At 68.0% G+C, this 22,493-nt stretch carries 20 protein-coding genes; 8 read left to right on the top strand and 12 right to left on the bottom strand.

All coding sequences use genetic code 11. From position 1 onward, the window contains the following. Window positions 1-306: 306 nt before the first annotated feature. A complete protein-coding gene (locus AB6806_RS23045; protein ID WP_370955621.1) occupies window positions 307-867 on the bottom strand; it encodes a glyoxalase superfamily protein in 561 nt (186 codons plus the stop codon). 274 nt (window positions 868-1,141) lie between these two features. Between AB6806_RS23045 and AB6806_RS23050 the strand changes: the two genes are divergently transcribed. Both AB6806_RS23050 and AB6806_RS23055 read left to right on the top strand, forming a co-directional pair. Next, on the top strand, window positions 1,142-2,857 hold the full coding sequence (locus AB6806_RS23050) for an OpgD/OpgG family glucan biosynthesis protein (RefSeq protein WP_142022825.1): 1,716 nt from the start codon (window positions 1,142-1,144) through the stop codon (window positions 2,855-2,857). A gap of 24 nt (window positions 2,858-2,881) precedes the next feature. After that, window positions 2,882-3,154 carry a GNAT family N-acetyltransferase gene (locus tag AB6806_RS23055; RefSeq protein ID WP_112761695.1) on the top strand — a complete coding sequence of 91 codons (273 nt, stop codon included), beginning with the start codon at window positions 2,882-2,884 and terminating at the stop codon, window positions 3,152-3,154. Between the two features lie 6 nt (window positions 3,155-3,160). On the opposite strand, the gene AB6806_RS23060 is transcribed toward AB6806_RS23055, so the two are convergent. Together AB6806_RS23060 and AB6806_RS23065 are read right to left on the bottom strand one after the other, a co-directional pair. Beyond that, window positions 3,161-3,628, bottom strand: coding sequence for a Fur family transcriptional regulator (locus AB6806_RS23060; protein WP_051987919.1), 468 nt, complete (start codon window positions 3,626-3,628; stop codon window positions 3,161-3,163). 142 nt (window positions 3,629-3,770) lie between these two features. Beyond that, on the bottom strand, window positions 3,771-4,778 hold the full coding sequence (locus AB6806_RS23065) for an LLM class flavin-dependent oxidoreductase (protein ID WP_113254375.1): 1,008 nt from the start codon (window positions 4,776-4,778) through the stop codon (window positions 3,771-3,773). 207 nt (window positions 4,779-4,985) lie between these two features. Between AB6806_RS23065 and AB6806_RS23070 the strand changes: the two genes are divergently transcribed. Next, window positions 4,986-5,168 (top strand): hypothetical protein, encoded by a 183-nt coding sequence (locus AB6806_RS23070; protein WP_038362832.1) that lies wholly within the window; start codon window positions 4,986-4,988, stop codon window positions 5,166-5,168. Between the two features lie 9 nt (window positions 5,169-5,177). On the opposite strand, the gene serA is transcribed toward AB6806_RS23070, so the two are convergent. The 5 genes from serA to secA all read right to left on the bottom strand — a co-directional run bounded on the left by serA (window position 5,178) and on the right by secA (window position 12,504). Continuing rightward, window positions 5,178-6,437 (bottom strand): phosphoglycerate dehydrogenase, encoded by a 1,260-nt coding sequence (gene serA / locus AB6806_RS23075; RefSeq protein WP_370955622.1) that lies wholly within the window; start codon window positions 6,435-6,437, stop codon window positions 5,178-5,180. A gap of 369 nt (window positions 6,438-6,806) precedes the next feature. Continuing rightward, window positions 6,807-7,253, bottom strand: a complete 447-nt coding sequence (locus tag AB6806_RS23080; RefSeq protein ID WP_370955623.1) for an NfeD family protein — start codon at window positions 7,251-7,253, stop codon at window positions 6,807-6,809. 7 nt (window positions 7,254-7,260) lie between these two features. Beyond that, entirely contained in the window at window positions 7,261-8,241 is a 981-nt protein-coding gene (locus AB6806_RS23085; protein WP_038362837.1) for an SPFH domain-containing protein, read from the bottom strand. A 775-nt stretch (window positions 8,242-9,016) separates the two neighbouring features. Then, window positions 9,017-9,532, bottom strand: coding sequence for an invasion associated locus B family protein (locus AB6806_RS23090; protein ID WP_038362839.1), 516 nt, complete (start codon window positions 9,530-9,532; stop codon window positions 9,017-9,019). A gap of 185 nt (window positions 9,533-9,717) precedes the next feature. Next, window positions 9,718-12,504, bottom strand: coding sequence for a preprotein translocase subunit SecA (secA, locus tag AB6806_RS23095; RefSeq protein WP_133560924.1), 2,787 nt, complete (start codon window positions 12,502-12,504; stop codon window positions 9,718-9,720). A gap of 375 nt (window positions 12,505-12,879) precedes the next feature. Between secA and AB6806_RS23100 the strand changes: the two genes are divergently transcribed. The 5 genes from AB6806_RS23100 (at window position 12,880) to mutT (ending at window position 16,987) form a co-directional block, all read left to right on the top strand. Continuing rightward, on the top strand, window positions 12,880-13,737 hold the full coding sequence (locus AB6806_RS23100) for a peptidylprolyl isomerase (protein ID WP_248311156.1): 858 nt from the start codon (window positions 12,880-12,882) through the stop codon (window positions 13,735-13,737). Between the two features lie 161 nt (window positions 13,738-13,898). Beyond that, a complete protein-coding gene (gene argJ / locus AB6806_RS23105; protein WP_038362842.1) occupies window positions 13,899-15,149 on the top strand; it encodes a bifunctional glutamate N-acetyltransferase/amino-acid acetyltransferase ArgJ in 1,251 nt (416 codons plus the stop codon). Next, a complete protein-coding gene (locus AB6806_RS23110; protein ID WP_185748011.1) occupies window positions 15,130-16,059 on the top strand; it encodes a DMT family transporter in 930 nt (309 codons plus the stop codon). Before argJ ends, AB6806_RS23110 begins: the two co-directional genes overlap by 20 nt. After that, entirely contained in the window at window positions 16,056-16,571 is a 516-nt protein-coding gene (locus AB6806_RS23115; RefSeq protein WP_133560920.1) for a peptidase associated/transthyretin-like domain-containing protein, read from the top strand. Before AB6806_RS23110 ends, AB6806_RS23115 begins: the two co-directional genes overlap by 4 nt. A gap of 11 nt (window positions 16,572-16,582) precedes the next feature. Continuing rightward, a complete protein-coding gene (gene mutT / locus AB6806_RS23120; protein WP_185748012.1) occupies window positions 16,583-16,987 on the top strand; it encodes an 8-oxo-dGTP diphosphatase MutT in 405 nt (134 codons plus the stop codon). 7 nt (window positions 16,988-16,994) lie between these two features. Here mutT and AB6806_RS23125 read toward each other — a convergent pair whose 3' ends face one another. The 4 genes from AB6806_RS23125 to AB6806_RS23140 form a co-directional block, all read right to left on the bottom strand. Next, window positions 16,995-17,699 carry a DUF930 domain-containing protein gene (locus AB6806_RS23125; RefSeq protein ID WP_370955624.1) on the bottom strand — a complete coding sequence of 235 codons (705 nt, stop codon included), beginning with the start codon at window positions 17,697-17,699 and terminating at the stop codon, window positions 16,995-16,997. A 112-nt stretch (window positions 17,700-17,811) separates the two neighbouring features. Further along, window positions 17,812-19,017, bottom strand: coding sequence for a winged helix-turn-helix domain-containing protein (locus AB6806_RS23130; RefSeq protein ID WP_142022830.1), 1,206 nt, complete (start codon window positions 19,015-19,017; stop codon window positions 17,812-17,814). A gap of 112 nt (window positions 19,018-19,129) precedes the next feature. Continuing rightward, window positions 19,130-19,756 (bottom strand): CAP domain-containing protein, encoded by a 627-nt coding sequence (locus AB6806_RS23135; protein WP_370955625.1) that lies wholly within the window; start codon window positions 19,754-19,756, stop codon window positions 19,130-19,132. Window positions 19,757-19,760: 4 nt separating this feature from the next. Further along, window positions 19,761-22,451 (bottom strand): DUF3772 domain-containing protein, encoded by a 2,691-nt coding sequence (locus AB6806_RS23140; protein WP_370955626.1) that lies wholly within the window; start codon window positions 22,449-22,451, stop codon window positions 19,761-19,763. Between the last annotated feature and the right edge of the window lie 42 nt (window positions 22,452-22,493).

The following is a 22,493-nucleotide window of genomic DNA, read 5'->3' on the forward strand; positions in this document are numbered from 1 at the left end:
GGTTTTGCCTCCGGCTGCTGGTCTGTGTCGGGGAACAATCTCCTTGCGGAGACTGGGAGGCGTGATTTGAGGGATGTCCATCCCCTCCATCCGTCCTCCAACCCCTGGCGGCTGTCCGGCCTCTTGTCCGGATGCCCACCGACCAGCACGCGGCCACAGGCACGTGCGAATTGGGTGAACGCGATATACGGATAGCGACCCCGGACCACAAGTGTTTTGTGAACCCGAAGCCGCATTTTTTTGCAGGGCGGATCTGCGCGCCTCCGGGAACGGGTTAACGGCGGAAAGCGCTGTGCCGGCTATGGGTTAGCCGCGCTTCTCGCAGAAGCGGATTCGATTGCCGAACGGGTCCGGCACCTGCAGGGTGCGCCCGCCCGGCCCATCCTCCTCGATGCCCGGTCGCGAATAGGTATAGCGCTTTCCGATCAGCTCGGCATGGAGGGCGTCGATGCCGTCCATCCAGACGAAGACGGTCGAGCCGGGGCTGGCGTCGCCGTGATGCTCGGAGAGATGGAGCTCGAGCCCGGAGCGCGAGACCTGCATATAGAGCGGCGTGTTCGGCCCGAAGCGATGGTCCCAGTCCATGCGGAAGCCGAGGAAGTCGAGATAGAACTCCTTTGCCTTGGCTTCGTCGAAGATGCGCAGGATCGGGATGCCCATCCGCAGGCGCACGGCTTCGGCGGGCTTTTCGGCCGGCATGGCCGGCCCGGCCTCGCCGATCCTGGCCGCCAGCACGTTCCAGTCGTCATGGCCGAGCTGGCGCGCCACGATCTCGAGGGTTTCGGAATGGGTCAGCTGAACCTGCCTGGCGGCCATGGCCTCGCGCAGGCTTTTCGCCATCAGCTTCGCGTCGTGGAAATCGCGCATCGTCGTGATCCTTCTCGTTCGGGACGGAAACGATCGGGGCTCGCCTTGCCGATATCCGTCCGCGAGGAGAGCGGGATCAGGACAGCGTCGTCTCAAGGGATGCGTTCACCATGCCCAAGGGGCGCGAGCGGCTGGCCGCATCCGGCCGGGGGCAAAGGTTGCCATCTCTTCATGTCTTGTCAATCGCGCTGCCCTAGACCGGCCCCATTTCATGGCGTTAAGTCGCTGGCGCAGGCGCCTCCGCGACAACCGGTACCCAGTAGACGGACGAGAGATGACGAAGTTTGACCGCCGCCGCGTCCTTGGCGGGATTTCCGCCATGCTGTGCCTTTCGGCGGCTCCGTCCGCCCTGCTCGCGCAGCAACCGCAGAATCCGAACCCGGTGCCGCCGCCGCAGACGCCGCCACAGCCGCGCTTCGGCTTCGAGGACGTGCAGCGCCGGGCGCGCGAGGTCGCCGCCGTCGCCTATGAGCCGCCGGCGGCCCTGCCCGAGCCGCTTGCGCGGCTCGACTACGATTCCTGGCGCGACATCCGCTTCCGCCCGGACCGGGCCCTGCTCGCGCAGAACGGCTCGCCCTTCCGGATGCAGATGTTCCATCCGGGCTTCCTGTTCACCCGGCCGGTCACGGTCAATGTGGTGCGCGACGGCGTGCCGACGCCAGTGCCCTATTCGGCCAATCTGTTCGACTACGGCAAGGTCAAGTTCGACAAGCCGCTGCCGGTCAATCTCGGCTTCGCCGGCTTCCGGCTGCACTACCCGCTCAACGATCCGCGCGTCCTCGACGAATTGATCGCCTTCATCGGGGCGAGCTATTTCCGCGTGCTCGGCCGCGAACAGCGCTACGGGCTGTCGGCGCGCGGGCTCGCCATCGGAGCGGGCACGAACAGCGAGGAATTCCCGGTCTTCCGCGAGTTCTGGGTCGAGCAGCCGGCCGCGAATGCGGAGCGGATCATCGTCAACGCGCTGCTCGATTCGCCTTCGCTGACCGGCGCCTATCGCTTCACGGTCTATCCGGATGTCGACACGCTGGTCGAGGTCGCGGCGACGCTCATCCCGCGCAAGCCGATCGAGAGGCTCGGGCTCGCGCCGCTGACCTCGATGTTCTTCACCGGCGAGAACGACCGCCGCTTCTTCGAGGATTACCGCCCGGAGCTGCACGATTCCGACGGGCTGATGATCCATTCGGGCTCGGGCGAGTGGCTGTGGCGGCCGCTGCGCAACCCGAAGCAGCAGGCGGTCTCCGCCTTCGTCGAGCGCAGTCCACGCGGCTTCGGCCTGATGCAGCGCGACCGCAATTTCGAGCACTATCAGGATCTCGACCTCGCCTATGAGCGCCGGCCGTCCTACTGGGTCGAGCCGCAGGGCGACTGGGGCGAGGGCGTGATCGAGCTGATCGAGATGCCGACGACGGATGAAAGCAACGACAATGTCGTCGTGCAGTGGACGCCGAAGACACCGCTGGAGCCGGGCAAGGAATTCGCCTTCGGCTACCGGCTGACGGCGATGCTGGATTCCAGTGATCTCCATCCGGGCGGGCGCGTGGTCAACACCTTCCAGGCTGCGCCGAAGGCGCTCGGCTCGGTCGAGCCGGTGGCGGACGGCGCGCGCCGCTTCATCGTCGATTTCGCCGGCGGCGATCTCGACTACCATCTCAAGCAGCCGGACAAGGTGGAGATCGTGCCGTCGATCACCCGCGGCAAGATCGATCGCGCCTTCCTGGTGCCGAACCCGAAGATCAACGGTTTCCGCGCCTTCGTCGACATCACCGGCGAGCCGGGGCAGCTCGCCGAGATGCGCGCCTTCCTGAAGAGCGGCCCCAAGACGCTGACGGAAACCTGGAGCTATCCGTGGCGCGCGGAGGCCAGCGAGAAGCCGGCCCCGCAGCAGCCGGCCCAGCCTTCGCCGCAAGCGCAGTCCGACCAGCCGCCCCCGGCGCAACCGCAGCCGGCCCCGCCGTCAGCGCCGGCCCAGCAGAAGCCGGGCCAATAGCACGGGCCGCCAAGGAGAGACGCGATGGACGTCGTCGAGAAACCGGAAGAGAACCGCTTCGAGCTCGCTCTCGAGGGCGGCACTGCGGTTGTCGCCTATCGGATGGACGGCAACCGGCTCGTCCTGATCCATACCGAGGTGCCCGAGCAGTTCGCCGGCCAGGGCGTCGGCTCGCGGCTGGCCAAGGGCGTGTTCGAGCTGATCCGGGCGAGCGGGCGCAAGGCGGTGGTGCGCTGCCCGTTCCTCAAGGCCTGGGTCGCGAAGCATCCGGAATACGACGACATCGTCGACGGCTGAGCGGGCTCAGCGTTCCCTGGGGCCCGGCTCCTTGCGGCCCTTGCGCGCGGGTTGCTTCTTGCGGCCGTAGAGTTCGAGCCGGTGGCGGACGAGCTCGTAGCCGAGTTCGGCCGCGATGCGCCGCTGCAGCTCTTCGATCGCATCCGAGGAGAACTCGATCACGTCGCCGGTATCAACGTCGATGAGATGGTCGTGGTGCTGCTGGTCGGCGTGCTCATAGCGCGAGATGCCGTCCTCGAAGGCGTGCCGCTCGATCGCGCCCTGCGATTCCAGCACCTTCATGGTGCGGTAGACGGTCGAGAGCGAGAGCGTCGGATCCTGCGCGAAGGCGCGCGTGAAGATGCCCTTCGCGTCGGGATGATCGTCAGCCTCGGCCAGCACGCGCAGGATCAGGCGGCGCTGCTGCGTCATGCGCAGGCCCGCCCCCTTCAACTGGCTTTCGAAAACGGCAACGCGCCGGTCGGTTTCACTCATGCTCAGCCCATAGCAATGAGTGCGGCTATTTGCAAAAGCTGCCTTTTTGGAAGTCATAAGCATTCGCATTAAAATCGCGAATGCGTGTCATTCCTATCTGGATCATGAGCGCGTTGTCCGGCCGCAAATCCGGCCCTGCGCGTCACGCGGCGCCGCGCGCCTTCGCGAGCTCGGGGGCCAGTTCGGCGACGATCTCGAAGGAGCGCTTGCGCTTCTCGTGGTCGAAGATCGGGGCCGTGACCATGATCTCGTCGGCGCCGGTATTGGCGACGAAGGCGCCGAGCTCGCGCCGCAACGTCTCGGGCGAGCCGATGAAGGCATAGCGCAGCATCTGCGAGACATGCGCCTTCTCGGCCGGGCTCCAATACTGCTCGATGTCGTCGATCGGCGGCTGGAGCTTGCCGCGCGCACCGCGGACCATGCCGACGAAACGCTGCTGCAGGGAGGTCGCGAGATGGCGCGCCTCCTCGTCGGTCTCGGCCGCGACGACGTTGATGCCGGGCATGGCGTAGGAGGATTGCAACTGCTCCGACGGCTTGAAGCGCTCGCGATAGACGGCGAGCGCCTGCATCAGCGCGTCCGGGGCGAAATGCGAGGCGAAGGAATAAGGCAGGCCGAGCTCGGCGGCGAGCTGCGCGCCGAACAGGCTGGAGCCGAGAATCCAGAGCGGCACGTTCAGCCCTTCACCGGGCACCGCGCGGATCGCCTGGTTGGGGCCGGCCGGGGCGAAGAGCGCCTGCAATTCCAGCACATCCTGCGGGAAGCTGTCGGAGGACATCGGGCTGCGGCGCAGCGCCCTGAGCGTGAGCTGATCGGTGCCGGGGGCGCGGCCGAGGCCGAGATCGATGCGGCCGGGAAAGAGCGCCTCCAGCGTGCCGAACTGCTCGGCGATGACGAGGGGAGCATGATTCGGCAGCATGATGCCGCCGGCACCGATCCGCATCGTCTTCGTGGCGGCGGCGAGCTGGCCGATCACCACCGAGGTCGCGGCGCTGGCGATGCCGACCATGTTGTGGTGCTCGGCCACCCAGTAGCGGGTGAAGCCCAGCGCCTCGGCATGGCGGGCGAGGTCGATCGACTTCAGCAGCGCCTCGCGCGGGCCTTCCCCTTCGACGACGGGAACGAGATCGAGGACGGAGATCGCGACCATGGCGGGCCCTGCTGGCTGGTGCCGGAGCGAGCCGGCGACGATGGCGTGGCTTCACCAGATGGGAAGGATAGGCGCCGCGGTCCAGAGGCGCCCGCGCTTCGTCATGGCGCGCCTGCGCTGGCGTTCTGGCGGAACGGGCGCAAAGCTGACGCGTTGCCCAGATGACGGCCGCGTTTCCGCGCGGCGCCATCGAAAGGGGGGCAACCCATGACCACGACTGCCAATCCGGCCAAGGAGAGCTTGCGCAAGGAGCAGAAGGAACAGCGCAAGGCCGAGCGCGAGCACGGCAAGGACGCCGAACTCAACCGGGCGCTGAAGGATACCTTCCCGGCCAGCGATCCCGTCGCGACCCAGACGCCGACCAAGCCCGGCGGCCGGGGAAAGCGCTGACGCGGCGGATCAACCGCGCTGGTAGAGCAGGCGGGCGCGGATCGTGCCGTCGAGCGCGCGGATCTCGCGCAGGATGTCGCTCGCTTCGCTGCTGGTGACGCCGTCGGCCTCGATGACCGCGTAACCGACCTCGCCGTCGGTGTGATAGTTCTGCGCGGCGATGTTGACCTGGCGATTGGCGAAGACGTCGTTGAGGCGCCTGAGCATGCCCGGAACATTGCGCTGGACATGGATGAAGCGCGTGCCGACGGCCCGGGCCGGGATCTGCACCTGCGGGAAGTTGACCGCGCCCACCGTCGCGCCGACATCGGAATAATCGACGAGCTTGCGCGCCACCTCGGCGCCGATGCGCTCCTGCGCCTCCTCGGTCGAGCCGCCGATATGGGGCGTCAGGATGACGTTGGCGCAGCCTTGCAGCGGCGAGACGAAGCGCTCGGCGTTGGAGGCGGGCTCGACCGGGAAGACGTCGACCGCCGCGCCGGCAAGATGGCCGCTCTTCAGCGCCGCCGCCAGCGCGCCGAGGTCGACGACCGTGCCGCGCGAATTGTTGATGAGGTAGCTGCCGCGGTTCATCTGGGCGAGCTGCTCGGCGCCGATCATGCCATGGGTCTGCGGCGTCTCGGGAACGTGCAGCGAGACGATGTCGGCCGAGCCGAGCAGTTCCGCCAGGCTGCCGACCGGCTCGGTGTTGCCGTGGCGTAGGCGGTCGGTGTGATCGTAATAGATCACGCGCATGCCCATGGCCTCGGCCAGCGTCGAGAGCTGGCTGCCGATATTGCCGTAGCCGACGATGCCGAGCGTCTTGCCGCGCACCTCGAAGGAGCCCTCGGCCGACTTGTCCCAGCCGCCCTCATGGGCCGAGCGCGAACGATCGGGAATCCGGCGCAGCAGCATGACGATCTCGCCGATGGTCAATTCGGCGACGCTGCGGGTGTTGGAGAAGGGCGCGTTGAAGACCGGCACGCCCTGCTGGCGCGCGGCTTCCAGATCGACCTGGTTGGTGCCGACCGAGAAGCAGCCGACGGCGAAGAGCCGGTCGGCGGCGGCGAAGATCTCCGGCGTGAGCTGGGTGCGCGAGCGGATGCCGAGGACATGCACGCCCCGGATCTTCTCGATCAGCGCCGCCTTGTCGAGCGCCTTGGGCAGGCGTTCCATATTGGAGTAGCCGGCCTGCTGCAGCAGCGCGACGGCGGAATCGTTGATGCCTTCCAGCAGCAGGACCTTGATGCGGTCCTTGGGAAGGGAGAGGCGTTCGCTGGCAGGGGTCATGGAATTCGCGCTCGTGAAGGAGCGGTTGCTATAGTCCTCGCCGGGCGCGAGGCCAACGCCTTAGAGGCTGTTATGAGCCATGGGATTGATTTGACGTAGGCGATTTTGCGCGAATGCACGAAGTTCGAGGACGCAAGCCTTCCGGCTTGCTACGAAGAACGACACGGCAGTCGCGCAAAAGCGCCCGCCCTGCGGGTGAGGTGAAAACGGCGGAGCTGCAGCGTCGCACCGCTTGCCGATACCAACGTATCGGCGGCGCGATGCTCCTCCCATCTCTGCCGTTTTGACCTCATCAAATCGACCCCATGGCTCATAACAGCCTCTGGATGCAACGCTGACGCGCGAAACGCCGCAAGCGATGCAAAAACCTCATGCCTTCTCGATCACCAGCGTCGAGCCTTCGACGCGTACGACCTTGACTTCCGTGCCCGCCAGCAGCTCGGGGCCGATGATCCGCCAGGAGGAATCGCCGACGCGGACGCGCCCTTCGCCGCCGGTCATCGTTGCTTCCAGCCGGAAGACCTTGCCGATGAGCTGGCGGCCGCGGTCGTTGAGCCCGGTCGCGGCATCGGGCTCCTCGTCGCGGCGGCGGGTCAATAGCCGCCCGGCGGCGACGCTGGCGATGGCGAGGATCGCGAAGACGATCGAGGCCGCCTGCCAGCCGAGGCCGAAGATGCCGACGACCGCGCCAGTGACGAGCGCGGCGAGGCCGAGCCAGATCAGGAAGACGCCCGGCGCCAGGATCTCGCCGCCGATGAGGACGAGGCCGAGAATGGCCCAGAGCCAGCCATTATGGGTGAGGAGCCAGTCAGGCATGGCGACCTCAGCTATTCGCGCGCCCGGCCGGCGGAACCGAGCCCGAATTGCGCCGCGCCGCGACGGCGTCCTCGCCGAAGACGGCCTTGGTGAGCTGGGCGATGCCGCCGACCGTGCCGGCGAGCGAGGCCGCCTCGATCGGCACGATTACCACCTTGCTGTTAGGGCCGGTCGCGATGGCCTTCAGCGCATCGGTATAGCGCTCGGCGATCAGGAAGTTGGCGGCCTGGATGTCGCCCTTGCCGATCGCCTCCGAGACCATGGCGGTCGCCGCTGCTTCCGCCTGCGCCAGCCGCTCGCGCGCCTCGGCGTCGCGCAGCGCCGATTCCTTGCGGCCCTCGGCGGCGAGGATCTGCGACTGCTTCTGGCCCTCGGCCTTGAGGATCTCGGCCTGGCGCAGGCCTTCCGCTTCAAGGATCGCGGCGCGCTTCTCGCGCTCGGCCTTCATCTGCCGGTTCATCGCGCCGGCGATGTCGGCCGGCGGCAAGATGTCGCGGATCTCGATGCGCGTGACCTTGACGCCCCAGGGCGAGGCGGCGGCGTCCATGACGCGCAGCAGCCGCTCGTTGATCTCGTCGCGATGGGAGAGCAACTGGTCGAGGTCCATCGAGCCGACGACGGTGCGGATATTGGTCATGGTCAGGACCATCAGCGCATCGTTGAGCGAGGACACCTCGTAGCAGGCCTTGGCCGCGTCGAGCACCTGGTAGAAGGCGGCGGCGTCGATGCGCACGCCGGCATTGTCCTTGGTGATCGCCTCCTGCGAGGGAATGTCGAGCACTTGCTCCATGACATTCACCTTGTGGCCGATGCGATCGATATAGGGGACGATCAGCCCGAGGCCGGCGCTCAGCGTGCGCGAATAGCGGCCGAAGCGCTCGACGGTGTAGTTGAAGCCCTGTGGAACGGTGCGGACGCCGCGCGCGATCGTCAGGATCACCAGCGCCACCACGACGATGACCGCGATATTGAAACCCGACAGATCCATTCCGTTTCCCCCGCCGCGTTAGGCCTGCCCGTCTTTGCCGGCAGCGGCCCAAACTGGCGGTTGTGGCGGGCGGATGCAAGCATGGGGCGCAAACGTCTTCGTCCGCCCGCGTCGCGTTCGGTGGTGGTGAGGGGCAGCGGAGCGCCGCGAGGCGCGGTTGGGTATCGGGCCGCTTCCATTGAGCCAGGATGCGGCGCGGAAGGATTGAGCCACCTTCCGCACGCCCCGTGGCGCTCCGCTTCCGGCGTTCTTTAAGTCTCCGGGCCGCGCTTATCGGGCCTGCGGCCATCCTTCGCCGCGAGCCCTTTCGACGCCAGTTCGGCTCATCGCCTTGTCGCGTCTACTCGGGCATGGGACGAAGGCGTGATGCCATCGGCCGTTCCCAGCGAGCTCCTCGCACAGGGATCGTAGTGTCCCCAGGGCGGTGCCCCGAAGCCTCCCGGGAGTGGATCGTGACTCCACCCGCAGGCGCCGACCTCATCCCCACCAACGGCACACCTCCGGATGGCTGCCCCTCGGGGACGAGGTGGCCCGAGGATAAGTGCGGTGTGTGAGGGCGGGGATAAGTTTGCAGGGAAAGTGCGACGGCCCCTTCCTTCTCCCGGGTGGGAGAAGGTGGCGCGGAGCGCCGGATGAGGGTGTGTGCTTTCCGCAGAAGGCGCGGCGGCCGCGTCCTGCCTTGGCGAGAAGCGGCGGTCCCTCACCCCTGCCCCTCTCCCATCCGGGAGAGGGGTTCCCCGCGCCTTGCATCGGAGCCGCGAACGCCACCGATGTCCTAGCTCTGTGCCGCTGCCGTGTCGCAGCGCTGGAGCAGGCGTGAGGCGGCGGTGACACCGGCGAGCGAGAAGGTGTAGCTCGTGGCGTTGCCGCGGGCCGAGCGGGCTTCGAGCACCATGTCGCTGCCCGCGCGCATCGCCGCGAGAAGGGCGGGCTCACGCTCGACCTTCTCGAGCCAGGCGTTGTTGCCCTCGGTCAGCATGCGGAACTCCTCGTCGCCGATGGTGACGGTGACGGTCGAGTTCGTGGCGAAGCTGTAGCCCGTCTGGAAACTCGATTCCGTATTGGTGCCGTTATTTCCCGTCTGGACGAAGAAGAAGACCTCGCCGTGACGCAAGCCTGACGGATTCTCGGCCGTGGGGCTGCTCATGATGAAGCAACGGGTCGAATTGTCCTTGTCGTAGGCTGCCGCACTCCAGGCGTTGAACTGTCCGAGCGATTTGGCGGAAGCCGCTTCAGCACCCGTGCTCGTCAGCAAAGCCAGGCAGATTGCCGAAAGCGTTGTCTTGATCATCCGTTCATCTCCTTTCGCAGCGCGCAACTTGGAAAGAAGAGCCTTACCGAGGCGTAAACATGACCTCACGAATCCGTGCGTCCATCAGGCGCAGGCGCAGCTGCGAGCCGCCCATGCGCGGAGCCAAAACGACAATGCCCGGCCGGAGCCGGGCATGACGAAAGCGAAGCCGGAAGCGTTCTGCTTCAGACGTACTGGCCGTGGCAATGCTTGTATTTCTTGCCTGAACCGCAGGGGCAGGCCTCGTTGCGGCCGACCTTGCCCCAGGTCGAGGGATCGTCGGGGTTGCGGTCGAGCACCGCCGTATCGTCGGCACCGAGCGCCGCGAACTGCACGCCGCCGCTGCCGCCATAGTCGCCACCGAACCCTCCCACCGGGCCCGCATCCTGCACCTGCAGCGGGGCCTGCTCCTCGGGCTGATCGAAGCGGACCTCGACGCGCGAGAGATGACCGGTGACCTGCTGGCGGAGCTGCCCGATCAGCCCGTCGAAGAGCTCGAAGGCCTCCTGCTTGTATTCCTGCAGCGGGTCGCGCTGGGCATAGCCGCGCCAGCCGATGACCTGCCTGAGATGGTCGAGGGTGACGAGATGCTCGCGCCAGAGATGGTCGAGCGTCTGCAGGAGCACCTGCTTCTCGACATAGGTCATGACCTCTTCGGTGTTGCGCTGGATGCGGGCGGCATAGTCCTCGTCGGAGAGCTTGCGGATGCGCTCGCGCAATTCGGTGTCGGCGATGCCCTCCTCCTTGGCCCAGTCCTCGATCGGCAGATCGAGGTTGAGGTACTGCACCACCTCCTGCTTGAGGCCGGCGGTGTCCCACTGCTCGGGATAGGCCTCCTCGGGGATGTGGCGGGCGACGAGGTCCTCGGCGACGCCCTGGCGCATGTCGTCGATGGTCTCGCGCACGCTCGGCTGCTTCATGAAGTCGCGGCGCTGCTCGAAGACGACCTTGCGCTGGTCGTTCATGACGTCGTCGTATTTCAGGATGTTCTTGCGGATGTCGAAGTTGCGCGCCTCGACCTTGCCCTGCGCCTTCTCGACCGCCTTGTTGATCCAGGGGTGGACGATCGCCTCGTCCTCCTTGAGGCCGAGCTTCTGCAGCATGCCGTCCATCCGGTCGGAGCCGAAGATGCGCATCAGGTCGTCCTGCAGCGACAGGAAGAATTTCGAGCGGCCGGGATCGCCCTGGCGGCCGGCGCGGCCGCGCAGCTGGTTGTCGATGCGGCGGCTCTCGTGGCGCTCGGTGCCGACGATGTAGAGCCCGCCCGATTTCAGCACGCGCTGCTTGAAATCGGCGACCTCGGCGCGGATGGCGGCGGCCTTCGCGTCACGCTCCGGGCCCGGCTCGATACCGGCGAGGTCATGGGCGATGCGCATCTCGGCATTGCCGCCGAGCTGGATGTCGGTGCCGCGGCCGGCCATGTTGGTGGCGATGGTGATGGCGCCGGGCACGCCGGCTTGGGCGACGATATAGGCTTCCTGCTCGTGGAAGCGGGCGTTCAGCACGGCGAAGGCCTTGACGGTCTCGCCCTTGCGGGCGGCGGCGTAGACCGGCTCCAGCGCGGTGGGGTCGGTGAAGTCGATGAGCTTGTAGCCCGCCTTCTCCAGCATCTCGGCGATAAGCTCCGAGCGCTCGATCGAGGTGGTGCCGACGAGCACCGGCTGGCCGTTCTCCTGCGCCTGCTTGATCTCGCGGATGACGCCGCGGACCTTCTCCTCGAAGGTGCGATAGACCTCGTCGTCCTCGTCCTTGCGGGAGATCGGGAGGTTGGTCGGGATCTCGACGACCTCGAGCTTGTAGATCTGGAAGAACTCGTCGGCTTCGGTCGCGGCCGTGCCGGTCATGCCGGCGAGCTTCCTGTAGAGGCGGAAATAGTTCTGGAAGGTGATCGAGGCAAGCGTCGCGTTCTCGGGCTGGACGGTGACGTGCTCCTTGGCCTCGAGCGCCTGATGGAGGCCCTCCGAATAGCGCCGGCCCGGCATCATGCGGCCGGTGAACTCGTCGATGATCACGACCTCGTCGTTGCGGACGATGTAGTCCTTGTCGCGGGTGAAGAGGGCGTGGGCCCTCAGCGCCTGGTTGACGTGGTGGACGATGGTGATGTTGTGGGCGTCGTAGAGGTCGCCCTCGGTCAGGATGCCGGCCTGCCGCAGCAACTCCTCGATATGCTCGTTGCCGGCTTCGGTCAGTGCCACCGTGCGCTGCTTCTCGTCGACCTCGTAATCGGTCGGGACGAGGCCGGGCAGCACCTTGTCGATCGAAACATAAAGGTCCGACTTGTCGTCGAGCGGGCCGGAGATGATCAGCGGCGTGCGGGCTTCGTCGACCAGAATCGAGTCGACCTCGTCGACGATGGCGAAGTGGTGGCCGCGCTGGCTCATCTGCGCGACGTCGTACTTCATGTTGTCGCGGAGGTAGTCGAAGCCGAATTCGTTGTTGGTGCCGTAGGTGATGTCGCAGGCATAGGCGCGCTGGCGCTCCTCGTCGTCGAGGCCGTGGACGATGGTGCCGACGGTCAGGCCGAGGAAGTTGTAGAGCTTCGCCATCCACTCGGCGTCGCGCCGGGCGAGGTAGTCGTTGACCGTGACGACATGGACGCCCTTGCCTTCGAGGGCGTTGAGATAGGTCGGGAGCGTCGCAACCAGCGTCTTGCCTTCGCCGGTCTTCATCTCGGCGATGGCGCCCTCGTGCAGCACCATGCCGCCGACGAGCTGGACGTCGTAGGGGCGCTGGCCGAGCACGCGCTTGGCCGCCTCGCGCACCGTGGCGAAGGCCGGCACCAGCAGGTCGTCGAGCTTGGCGCCATTGGCGAGCTGCTGCCGGAATTCCTCGGTACGGGCCTTGAGCGCCTCGTCGCTCAGCGCGGCGATCTCGTTCTCCAGGGCGTTGATCGCCGCGACGCGGGGCTGGTAGCCCTTGACGCGGCGGTCATTCGACGAGCCGAAGATCTTCTTTGCGAGCGCGCCAAGCATGTTGGGCCTTTCAGGTGATGTCTCGGTCCACCGGCCGGCGCGGCCCCTCGGGTTTCGCGCCCGGGCCGGCAGGCCGCGGTATTCTCGAATTGCGACCGCGTGTTTAGACGCGTGCGCGGGCATGGTCCAGCATGCGTTTCGTCCAAGAGCGGGCAAAACGGCAAGAGATTTCCCGACCATGTGGGGTTTTGCCCGGCCGCTTCCAAGGGCGTCGGCCGCGCGGAAGGCATGGCCGCGAGCGGCGCGGCGCCGCTTGCCTGCGGATGATGCGCGATCCGCGCCGGGAACCCCCTGAACCGCCTTGCCTTTGCCGCGTTCAACTGGCAGTGCAGCGCCAGGTCGCGTCTTCGGCTCTCTATGGGAAAGGCCGTTTTCATGAAATCCACCCGTCTCATCGCCGCTCTCGGCTTCGCGCTGCTGGCGGGACCGGCCTTTGCCCAGGCCGACAAGGTCGTCGCCAAGGTCGACGGCATCCCGATCACGGAGCAGGAGGTCCAGCTCGCGACGGAGGATCTCGGCGAGCGCCTCGCGCAGCTCCCCGAAGACCGCAAGCGCGACGAGGTCATCAACTACCTCGTCGACCTCAAGCTCGGTGCGAAGGCCGCGGCCGAGGCCAAGGTCGCCGATACGCCGGAATTCGCCGCGCGCCTCGGCTATTACCGCGAGAAGGTGATGCTCGATCAGTACCTCTCCGGCGTCGGCAAGAAGGCCGTGACCGCAGAGGCCGCCAAGAAGCTCTATGACGACACCACCAAGGCGATGGCCCCCGAGGAGGAGGCGCATGCCCGCCACATCCTCGTCGAGACCGAGGACCAGGCCAAGGCGGTCGAGGAGCGGCTGAAGAAGGGTGAGGATTTCGCCAAGGTCGCCGCCGACGTCTCGAAGGATCCGGGCTCGGGCAAGGAGGGCGGCGATCTCGGCTGGTTCACCAAGGACCGCATGGTGCCGGAATTCGCCGAGGCCGCCTTCAAGCTCAACAAGGGCGAGGTCTCAGTGCCGGTGAAGAGCCAGTTCGGCTGGCACGTCATCAAGCTCGAGGACAAGCGCTCGAAGCCGCTGCCGGATTTCGCCGCGGTGAAGCCGCAGATCGACCAGTATCTCGAGCGCAAGGCCCAGCAGGACACCGTGCTGGCGCTGCGCGAGAAGGCCAAGGTCGAGCGCCTCGACAAGCCGGCTCCGCCGGCTGCCCCCGCTCCCGACGCTGCCAAGCCGGCCGAGCCGAAGAAGAACTGAGCGTTTCGCGCCCGACTACGCGATTTTGGAGGGCGGCCCTTGCGGCCGCCCTTCTTGTTTTCGTCATCGGCCTGCGGCAGAGGGGCTCTCGAACGAGACGCACTGCCCGGCGAGCGGACGATTCGCCGGTCTTCGAGCAGTGTCCCGCAGGAGGAAGCCCGATGGCCGGCAAGGATGTTCCCGTTTCCCCGCTCGCGCCCAAGCGCCAGCCCAAGGTTCCGCCGGTTCCGGGCGTGCGCTTCGCGACCGCCGAGGCCGGCATCCGCTACAAGGGCCGCCAGGATGTCTGGTTCGCGCTGCTCGATCAGGGCACGCAGGTCGCCGGCGTCTTCACCCGCTCGAAATGCCCTTCCGCCCCGGTCGACTGGTGCCGCGAGAACCTGAAGCAGGGCTCCGCCCGTGCCATCGTCGTCAATTCCGGCAACGCCAACGCCTTCACCGGCCTGAAGGGGCGTGACTCGGTCAAGCTGACGGCCGAGATCGCTGCCAAGGCCGCCGGCTGCCAGCCGCAGGAGGTCTTCATCGCCTCGACCGGCGTGATCGGCGAGCCGCTCGACGCGACCAAGTTCAAGGGCGTGCTCGACGATTGCGCCAAGCGCGCCGCGGACGGCCCCTGGATCGACGCCGCCAAGGCGATCATGACCACCGACACCTTCCCGAAGGCGCTGACCCGCAAGGCCAAGATCGACGGCAAGGAGGTCGTGATCGCCGGCATCGCCAAGGGCGCCGGCATGATCGCGCCGGACATGGCGACGATGCTCTCCTTCGTCTTCACCGATGCGCCGATCGCCGCGCCGGTGCTGCAGGCACTGCTGTCGAAGGGCGTGAAGGGCTCGTTCAACGCCGTCACCGTCGACAGCGACACCTCGACCTCCGACACGCTGATGCTGTTCGCCACCGGCAAGGCGGCGGCGCGCGGCGTGCCGGAGATCACCGAGGTCAATGATGCCCGGCTCTCGGGCTTCAAGCGCGCACTGAACTCCATTCTGCTCGAGCTCGCCCATCTCGTCTGCAAGGACGGCGAGGGCGCGCGCAAATTCGTCGAGGTGCGCGTCAGCGGCGCGGCCTCGGCCCGCTCGGCCAAGCGCGTCGCGCTCTCGATCGCCAACTCCCCGCTGGTCAAGACCGCGATCGCCGGCGAGGACGCCAATTGGGGCCGCGTCGTCATGGCGGTCGGCAAGGCCGGCGAGCCGGCCGATCGCGACAGGCTCGACATCGGCTTCGGCGACATCGTCGTGGCGAAGCAGGGCGCCCGCGCCCCGTCCTATGACGAGCAGGCCGTGTCGAACTACATGAAGGGCGATACGATCGTCATCACCGCCGATCTCGGCATCGGGCGCGGCAAGGCCACGGTCTGGACCTGCGACCTGACCAAGGCCTATGTCGAGATCAATGGCGATTACCGCTCCTGAGCGGCCGCTTCCGGCCGATCCAAGCCGCAGCTTCATCGCCGTCAACCTGCTGATCTGCTCCCTGCTCTGGGGATCGAGCTACCTGTTCATCAAGCTGATGAGCGGGGAGGTTTCGGCGCTGGCAATCGCCGCCAGCCGGGGCTTGCTCGGCGCCGCCGTGCTGTCGTTGTGGAGCCTGGGCCGCGGGCGCAGCCCGCTGCCGCGCCGGGCCGAGATCCTGCCCTGGATCATGCTCGGCACCACCAATGGCTGGCTACCGAACGTGCTCGTCGGCTATGCGCTGATCCAGCTTGCCAGCGGCCCGGCGGCGATGATCCAGGCGGCCGGCCCGCTCGTCACCGCGCTCGTCGCGCATCTCGTCTTCGCCGAGGAGAGGCTGAGCCGGCGCAGGCTCGGCGGCATCCTGCTCGGCATGGCCGGGGTCGCGCTGCTGATCGGCCCGCGTCTGTTCGAGGGCGGCGGCACCGCGCTCAGCGTCGTCGCGATGATCGGCGCGACATTGAGCTACGCCGTCGCGAACCTCTATGTCCGGACGGTCCCGGCCGCGATCGGGGATCCGGCCCGGCTGGCGCTCGGTCAGCAGATGTTCTCCGGCGTGATCGCGACGGGGCTGACGCTCGCCATCCTGGGCCCCTCGGCCTTCCTGCCGCTCGGCTCGCATCTGCCGGTGATGCTGGCGCTCGGCATCTTCGCCACGGCGATCCCGGTCACGGTGTTCATGCGGTTGATCCGGGCGGCGGGGCCGACCCGGGCGGCGATGACCGGCTATCTTGTGCCGACGGTGGCGGTGATCCTCGGCGTCGTCGTCCTGCGCGAGGCTTTGGAGTTGCGGCAGGTTCTCGGTGGCTGCATCATCCTGGCCGGCGTCTTCCTGGTCACGACGGCGCCGCGCAAGCTGGGGGCTGCATGAGGATCGGGCTATTCGCGGCGGCGGCGCTGGCCGCAGCCATCATGGCCGGTTGCGTCGAACGCAAGCCGGCGACGGCGGCCTTCTCGACCGAGGAGGCCGCCTTCATCAAGCAGAGCGGCAACGGGGTCATCGTCGGCCACGCCTTCCGCACCAGGCCGAGCGGCACGGTGGTCAACGCTGCCGGGCAGGTGGTGCGCCTGATCCCGGCGACGGCCTTCGCCCGCGAGCGCTTCGCCAATTTCTACGGCAAGGGCAAATATGTTCCGCACCGCGCCTACCCGGCCGATGACGCGGTCGATCCCGCCTATAGCGAATACACCCGCACCACCAAGGCGGAGGCCAATGGCCGCTTCAGCTTCGACAAGGTGGCGCCCGGCAGCTATTTCGTCACCACTCAGGTGATCTGGGGCGACGAGGACGCCTTCTCGCGCGAGGGCGGCTCGGTCTATGACAGCGTCACGCTGACGGGCAAGGAAACCGAGCCCGTCCAGGTCATCCTCTCCGGCAACTGAGTCCTGTCCCCGTGAAACTGCTTCTCGTCGTCGCCTGCGCGCTGATCGATGCCGACAACCGCATCCTCGTCACCCAGCGACCGGAGGGCAAGGCGCTCGCCGGGCTCTGGGAGTTCCCCGGCGGCAAGTTGGAGCCGGGCGAGCGGCCGGAGCCGGCGCTGATCCGCGAGCTGCACGAGGAGCTCGGCATCACCGTGAAGGAGGAGTGCCTCGCGCCGCTGACCTTCGCCAGCTATGCCTATCCCGAATTCCATCTGCTGATGCCGCTCTATGTCTGCCGACGCTGGGAGGGCTCGCCCGCCTCGCGGGAGGCGCAGGCGCTGAAATGGGTTCGCCCCGGCAAGCTGCGCGATCTCGCCATGCCGCCGGCCGACGAACCGCTGATTCCGCCGCTGGTCGACCTGCTCGGAGCGTAAGCCCCGCTCAATGCACGGCCGGCAGGCCGAGCGCCTCCCAGCGATCTCGCGGGATGGGATCGCCGACATGGAAGGCGAAGGCGGTGACGCGCTTCAGATCGGGAGAGAGCGTGCAGGCGAAGCGCAGCCCATACCAGCGCTGCCCGCTGCGGAAGGCGGCCCCCTCGGCGGTCAGGACCTGGCCTGAAAGCTTGGTGCCCGCCAGGGCATAGGCAGTGACGCGGTCGGGCTCGAAACTGCGCTGCCAGTCATGGATCTGCCCCATCGCTTCCAAACCGCAGAGCTGCTCGACCCGCTCGTCGGGGGCGAGGCGCGGCAGCATGGCGAGGGCGTCGCGGCTGCGCGGATCGGCCAGCACACGCTGCGAGAGCATGCGCGGCGGGTGGACCATCCCGTCCGCCGCGACCGGGGCGGGAGGGCTCGGTGCCGGCGCGGCAGGGGTTGCGGGAGCAGGCGGGGCGGCGAGCGGCGGCGCGATGTCCGGGACAGGCGCGGTCGGGGCGGGCGGTGCCGGCGGTTGCGGCCGGGTCAGCGCCTCGAATTGCTCGGATGTCTGCAACTCGACCTCGACGCTCTGCTCGGCGATGGGGGCGATGTCGAATTGCTGGATCGCGACTGAAGCGAGCCAGGCGATCAGCGCGGCATGCAGGATCGCGGCAGCCGGCAGTCCCGGCGCCAGCGTCGCAGCTCGTGACCGAGGCGCCGATGGCATGGTTCAGGGCAGGGCCTTGCCGCGGGCAGATGTGCCGCGAACAGAATCGCCCGGTCGGAATATCGCCATCATCCGGTTTCGCGCCTCGCCCTTCGCCGGGGAACAGCCGCGATCAAGCCGGCATTTTTGTGTCGACCTCGGCCGGAACGGGTTCCGCCTCGTCGCGGCCGAGCTGAAAGCGCTCAAAACGCTGCAACTCCTCCTCGATGGCGGTCTTGAGGGCGGGCGCCTCGAAGCCATCGAGCCAGGTCCAGCGTTGTATCAGGAGCTTGCCGGCGGCGCGATCGGTCTTGAGGTCGAGCACGGCGACGATCCGGTCCCCTGCCAGCACCGGCAGGCCGAAATAGCCGTAGACGCGGTTCTCGGGGCGCAGATAGGCCTCGAAGACATGGGCGTAGTCGAAGAACAGCTTCGCGCGCTTGCGCTGGATCACCAGGGGGTCGAAGGGCGAGAGAATATGGATCAGGTCGGGCTCCGGCGGCTCCGGCACCGTCTCCAGCGCTTCCGGCGCCGCCCAGTGGACCTGCTTGCCGGCGCCCTCGATCGCGACGGGCACGAGCTCCTTGCGCCTGACCCGGCCGGCGATCTGCGCGGCCACCGCCTTCTTGCTGGGCGCGTCGAGATGGCAGGCGGAATCGAGGCTGACGAGCCCCTGCGCCCTCAGCGCCCGGTCGAGCTTGTAGGCGGCAACCTGCCGCTCGCTCGCCGGCGTCGGCCGCTTCTCCCACTGGAAATGCCGGTCGAACAATTCATAGGTCTTCACCATGCCGGTGCGGGCGGAGATCACCAGCTCGCCATCGTAGAAGGCGCGCTCCAGCAGGCCCTTCGAGGGCTTCTTGCTGGCCCAGAGATGGGCCTTCTCGATCAGCTCCTCCTCGATGTCGCGGATGGAGAGGGCGCCGTCCCGGCGGATGCGGCGCAGCAGCTTGCGGGTTTCCTCGCGGGAGCCGACGGCCGACCAGCGCTTCGGTTCCTCGCGATGCGCCTTCATCTCCGGCAGGACATAGCGGATGTCGCGGGTGGGGACATAGGAGAGCGCATGCGTCCAGTATTCGAAGACGCTCTTCTCGACCGATTGCGCCTGGGCGAGGTCGCTGCGGCGATAAGCGGGGATGCGGGCGTAGAGGATATGATGGTGGCAGCGCTCGATCACGTTGATCGTGTCGATCTGGACATAGCCGAGATGCTCGACGGCGGCCCGCGTCGCTTCGGGGCCCGAGCCGAAGGGTGCGCGCCGGTCGAGCCGCTGGGCCGCGAGCCAGATACGGCGGGCCTGTTCGGCGGAGAGGGCGAGCGGCTTGCGGGGGCGAGGCGGCATGGATGCAAGCTAGCCACCGCGCCGGCGCTTCGTAAGAGGGCGCGGGCTTCTCCGCTGACAGCGGCTGGCGGGAGCCGCATGGCGGATCCTCGAGCAGCCGCGGCGCCGGGCCTCAGGGCGCGACGATCAGGGCCCAGTAGACCTGGTACTTGGAGCCCGGCGCATAGGCCGTGGCGATGCCCATGCGCTTCGCCTTCGCGTCCTTCATGACGCGGTCATGCTGGGGCGAGTCGCGCCAGCCGGAGAAGGCTTCGGCGAGACGCCGGTAGCCGGCCGAGAGATTGGCCTCGGCGCCGGGCACGCCCTCCTTGGCGAGCCGTGCCTTCACCGCATCGGCCTGCGCCGGCTTGTCGGAGCGGGCCATCGCCTCGGCCTCGCGCTGGGCCGCCTCGTCGAGGGAGGGGTCGAGCGCCAGCGTGCCGAGGCCGGCGTTCATGCGGTAGGCCGAGATCATGGCGCGGGCCTGCTCGGCATCGACCCTGGCCGAGGTCGAGCCGAGGTCGCGATAGAAGGCGGGCTGGGCCTGGCGCTGCGGCTCCGTGCAGCCGGCGACGCCGAGCAGGGCGAGCGCGCCGGCGATGGCGGCGGGGCAGGTCATGGCGCGCTGGCCCGCGAGGCGGCGCAGGAGGCTGCGGCCATTCCGCGATCCCCCGAAGCGCGGAACGGCCGCAGTTCCTTGTTCCGGCGCATGGTCTCGGCGCAAACCGGTGTCCACTTCGCTCGCAAATGCTTTGGGCATCCGGTCATTCCTTGTCGCTGTCCTTGGCATTGGCGAGATCGGGGAGGGGAAGCGGCTTCGTATCCGGCTTGTCCTCGTCCTGTGTTTCGTCCGCGTCGGGCGTGGCGGCCCGGGCCCGTCGCGGTTGCGCCACGGCGGTCTTGCCGTTTGCCGCCGGCTTGCCGGCGCCGGTCGCGGCCTTGCGCTGCGCCTCGCCACCGCGGCCGACGGCAGCGGCGATCTCGCCCAGCGAGTGCTCGACGCCGTCGAGCCCCTTCACCAGCAATTGCGGCGTATCGGCCGGCGGCTCCAACTCGGTCAGGCGCTTCTGGATGGCGAAGTTGAGGTCGCTGTTGACCCGGCCGGTGATCTCGACGTCGGCGACGACGCAGATCAGCTCGAAATCCATCGTCGTGGTGCCGATCTTCTTGAACATTACGGCCGGCGGCGGCTTCTGCAGCACGTCGCCATGATTGCTCGCGACCTCCGAGAGCATGGCGCGGACCTGCCCGGCATCGAGCGTGCGCGGCACGGTGAGCGCGATCAGCACCCGGCCGGTGCGGTCGCTGCGGACGCGGTTGCGCACCACGCCGGAGATGAGGTTCGAGTTCGGGACGATGACCGAGGAGCGGTCGAAGGTCGCGATCTCGGTCGAGCGCACATTGATGCGCTTGACGATGCCCTCGACGTCGCCGACCACGACCTGATCGCCGACCCGGATCGGCCGCTCCCAGAGCAGGATCAGGCCCGAGACGAAGTTCGACACCACCGACTGCAGGCCGAAACCGATACCGACCGAGAGCGCCGAGGCGACCAGCGTCAGCCGTTCCAGGCTCAGGCCCACCGCCGAGACGGCGATGGCGACGGCCGCGATGTAGCCGAAATAGCCGGCGGCGGTGGTGATCGAGTTGCGCAGGCCGGGGTCGAGATGCGTCGTCGGCAGGAATTTGTTGTCGAGCCAGCGCTGCAAGGTCCGGGTCGCGGCGATGCCCAAGGCAAAGACGACGGCGCCGACGACGATGGTCGAGACCGAGACGGTGACGCCGCCGACCTGGAAGCCGAAGAAGGCGGCGCGCAGCGAACCCAGGAAATCCGAGGATTCCAGCCCCCAGGGCGCCAGCACCAGCAGCAGCGTCACGAAGAGCAGAAGCAGCTTCAGCACCCCGGCGCCGAGCACCGCGATCTTGTCGAGCGTGGCCGCGCGCAGGCCGACGCCGGCGCGCAGCGTCAGCGCCAGCCGCCCGTTGCCGGTCAAGAGACGCGGGATGCCGAGATCGACGAATTGATGCGTCAGCAGATAGAGGCAGGCGACGATGCCGAGCCAGAGCGCCTGCTGGGCCAGGAAGGAGGCGAAGACGATATAGCCGCTGAGCGCGGCCGCGATGATGGCGAGGCCGATGATCCAGCCGAGAATGCGAAGCGGGCCGAGGCTCGCGCCATCGACCGGGACATAGGGGCCGAGGCAGGCTTCCTGCTCGACATCCTCGTCGTCCCGGATCCGGTAGAGCCCCGCGATCAGCGCCAGCGCGAAGAGGATCGCGAAGAGCGCCTTGACGATGATCGAGATGGCGAGGCCGGCGGCGATGGCCTGCAGCCAGGCCTCGAAGACCTTGCCGACCGCCGTCACCAGCGCCAGCGCGCTCGCGATCCAGACGACGCTGCGGGCGGTGTCGTCGAGCACGCGGATCAGGCGCCGCTGCGGGCTCGAGGGTGCGAACACCGCATCGGCGAGGGCCTGCACGAAGGCGACGAAGGCCAGCCCGATCACCACCGCCCAGATCACCGGCTGGATGCGCTCCGGCAGCAGGCCGGTGGTGCTGAGCGCCTTGTAGAGCAGCCAGCTCGCCAGGGCCGGCGGCGCGGCGCCGGCGACGATATGCGCCAGCGCCACATAGAGGCAATGCAGGCTGCCGGTGTCCTGGGTGTTGGCGTAGCGGGCCTTGAAGCGCGGCAGATAGCGGGCGCGGGCCCAGTAGAGCAGGATGGCGCCGATCAGCGCGAGCGCGAGAATGCCGCCGCGGGTGCCCGAAAGCGCATCCGAGACGCCGGAGAGCCAGCCGCCGAAGACATAGCCCGAGGCGCGCAGGTCCTCGGGCGCCGTCGCCACCGCGTTGCCCCAGACATCGGGGCTGAGCACGGAGGGGCCGGCGGCGAAGAGGGTCGTGGCGAAGATCTCGCGGCGCTTGTCGCCGATGGTGCTCTGCAACTGCTCCGCCTGGAGCAGCGCGGCGCGGGCGATCTTTAGCGTCTCGTCGGCATCGGCATAGGCCTTGGTCCGGGCCTCGCGCTCGCGGGCGATCTCGGCGGATTCGGGCGGGGCCTTCTCGTCCGGCTTCGGGCCGAGCTGGTCGAGCTTGAGCTTGGCCTGGTCGACCAGCGGGCCCTGCTGCTCGATGACGAGGCGAAGCTGGTCGAGCGAGGGCTGCAGACGGACGCGCTGCCGCTGCAATTCGGCATCGCTGAGGTCCGGGCGCGTCAGGGTCGTCTCGATCTGCGAGAGTTCGAGCCGGACCGCATCGAGGCGCCCGCGCGGGCTGTTGGGATCGACCGGCGCGGCCGCGGTGGCTGGAGCGGCGGCCGGAGCGCTGGTCGGCGCCGGCGCGGGTTGCTGGGCCTGTGCTCCCGGCTGCCCGGCGGCGAGCGCCAGCGTCAGCACGCAGAGGGCGAGCAGAGCACGCATAGCGTGCCGAAAGCGCGGCGCCAGCTCAGTGGTCATGGTCGGGCGGCCCCGCTCCTGAGGGTGATTCGTATCGCTCCC

It is taken from the genome of Allobosea sp. RCC_152_1, from assembly GCF_041360765.1.
Lineage (GTDB): Bacteria > Pseudomonadota > Alphaproteobacteria > Rhizobiales > Beijerinckiaceae > Allobosea > Allobosea spartocytisi.

Bases quoted from the DNA above. Each gene is read 5' to 3' on its own strand.
- AB6806_RS23045 (WP_370955621.1), bottom strand. From the start codon at position 867: ATGCGCGATTTCCACGACGCGAAGCTGATGGCGAAAAGCCTGCGCGAG.
- AB6806_RS23050 (WP_142022825.1), top strand. From the start codon at position 1,142: ATGACGAAGTTTGACCGCCGCCGCGTCCTTGGCGGGATTTCCGCCATG.
- AB6806_RS23055 (WP_112761695.1), top strand. From the start codon at position 2,882: ATGGACGTCGTCGAGAAACCGGAAGAGAACCGCTTCGAGCTCGCTCTC.
- AB6806_RS23060 (WP_051987919.1), bottom strand. From the start codon at position 3,628: ATGAGTGAAACCGACCGGCGCGTTGCCGTTTTCGAAAGCCAGTTGAAG.
- AB6806_RS23065 (WP_113254375.1), bottom strand. From the start codon at position 4,778: ATGGTCGCGATCTCCGTCCTCGATCTCGTTCCCGTCGTCGAAGGGGAA.
- AB6806_RS23070 (WP_038362832.1), top strand. From the start codon at position 4,986: ATGACCACGACTGCCAATCCGGCCAAGGAGAGCTTGCGCAAGGAGCAG.
- serA (WP_370955622.1), bottom strand. From the start codon at position 6,437: ATGACCCCTGCCAGCGAACGCCTCTCCCTTCCCAAGGACCGCATCAAG.
- AB6806_RS23080 (WP_370955623.1), bottom strand. From the start codon at position 7,253: ATGCCTGACTGGCTCCTCACCCATAATGGCTGGCTCTGGGCCATTCTC.
- AB6806_RS23085 (WP_038362837.1), bottom strand. From the start codon at position 8,241: ATGGATCTGTCGGGTTTCAATATCGCGGTCATCGTCGTGGTGGCGCTG.
- AB6806_RS23090 (WP_038362839.1), bottom strand. From the start codon at position 9,532: ATGATCAAGACAACGCTTTCGGCAATCTGCCTGGCTTTGCTGACGAGC.
- secA (WP_133560924.1), bottom strand. From the start codon at position 12,504: ATGCTTGGCGCGCTCGCAAAGAAGATCTTCGGCTCGTCGAATGACCGC.
- AB6806_RS23100 (WP_248311156.1), top strand. From the start codon at position 12,880: ATGAAATCCACCCGTCTCATCGCCGCTCTCGGCTTCGCGCTGCTGGCG.
- argJ (WP_038362842.1), top strand. From the start codon at position 13,899: ATGGCCGGCAAGGATGTTCCCGTTTCCCCGCTCGCGCCCAAGCGCCAG.
- AB6806_RS23110 (WP_185748011.1), top strand. From the start codon at position 15,130: ATGGCGATTACCGCTCCTGAGCGGCCGCTTCCGGCCGATCCAAGCCGC.
- AB6806_RS23115 (WP_133560920.1), top strand. From the start codon at position 16,056: ATGAGGATCGGGCTATTCGCGGCGGCGGCGCTGGCCGCAGCCATCATG.
- AB6806_RS23125 (WP_370955624.1), bottom strand. From the start codon at position 17,699: ATGCCATCGGCGCCTCGGTCACGAGCTGCGACGCTGGCGCCGGGACTG.
- AB6806_RS23130 (WP_142022830.1), bottom strand. From the start codon at position 19,017: ATGCCGCCTCGCCCCCGCAAGCCGCTCGCCCTCTCCGCCGAACAGGCC.
- AB6806_RS23135 (WP_370955625.1), bottom strand. From the start codon at position 19,756: ATGCCCAAAGCATTTGCGAGCGAAGTGGACACCGGTTTGCGCCGAGAC.
- AB6806_RS23140 (WP_370955626.1), bottom strand. From the start codon at position 22,451: ATGACCACTGAGCTGGCGCCGCGCTTTCGGCACGCTATGCGTGCTCTG.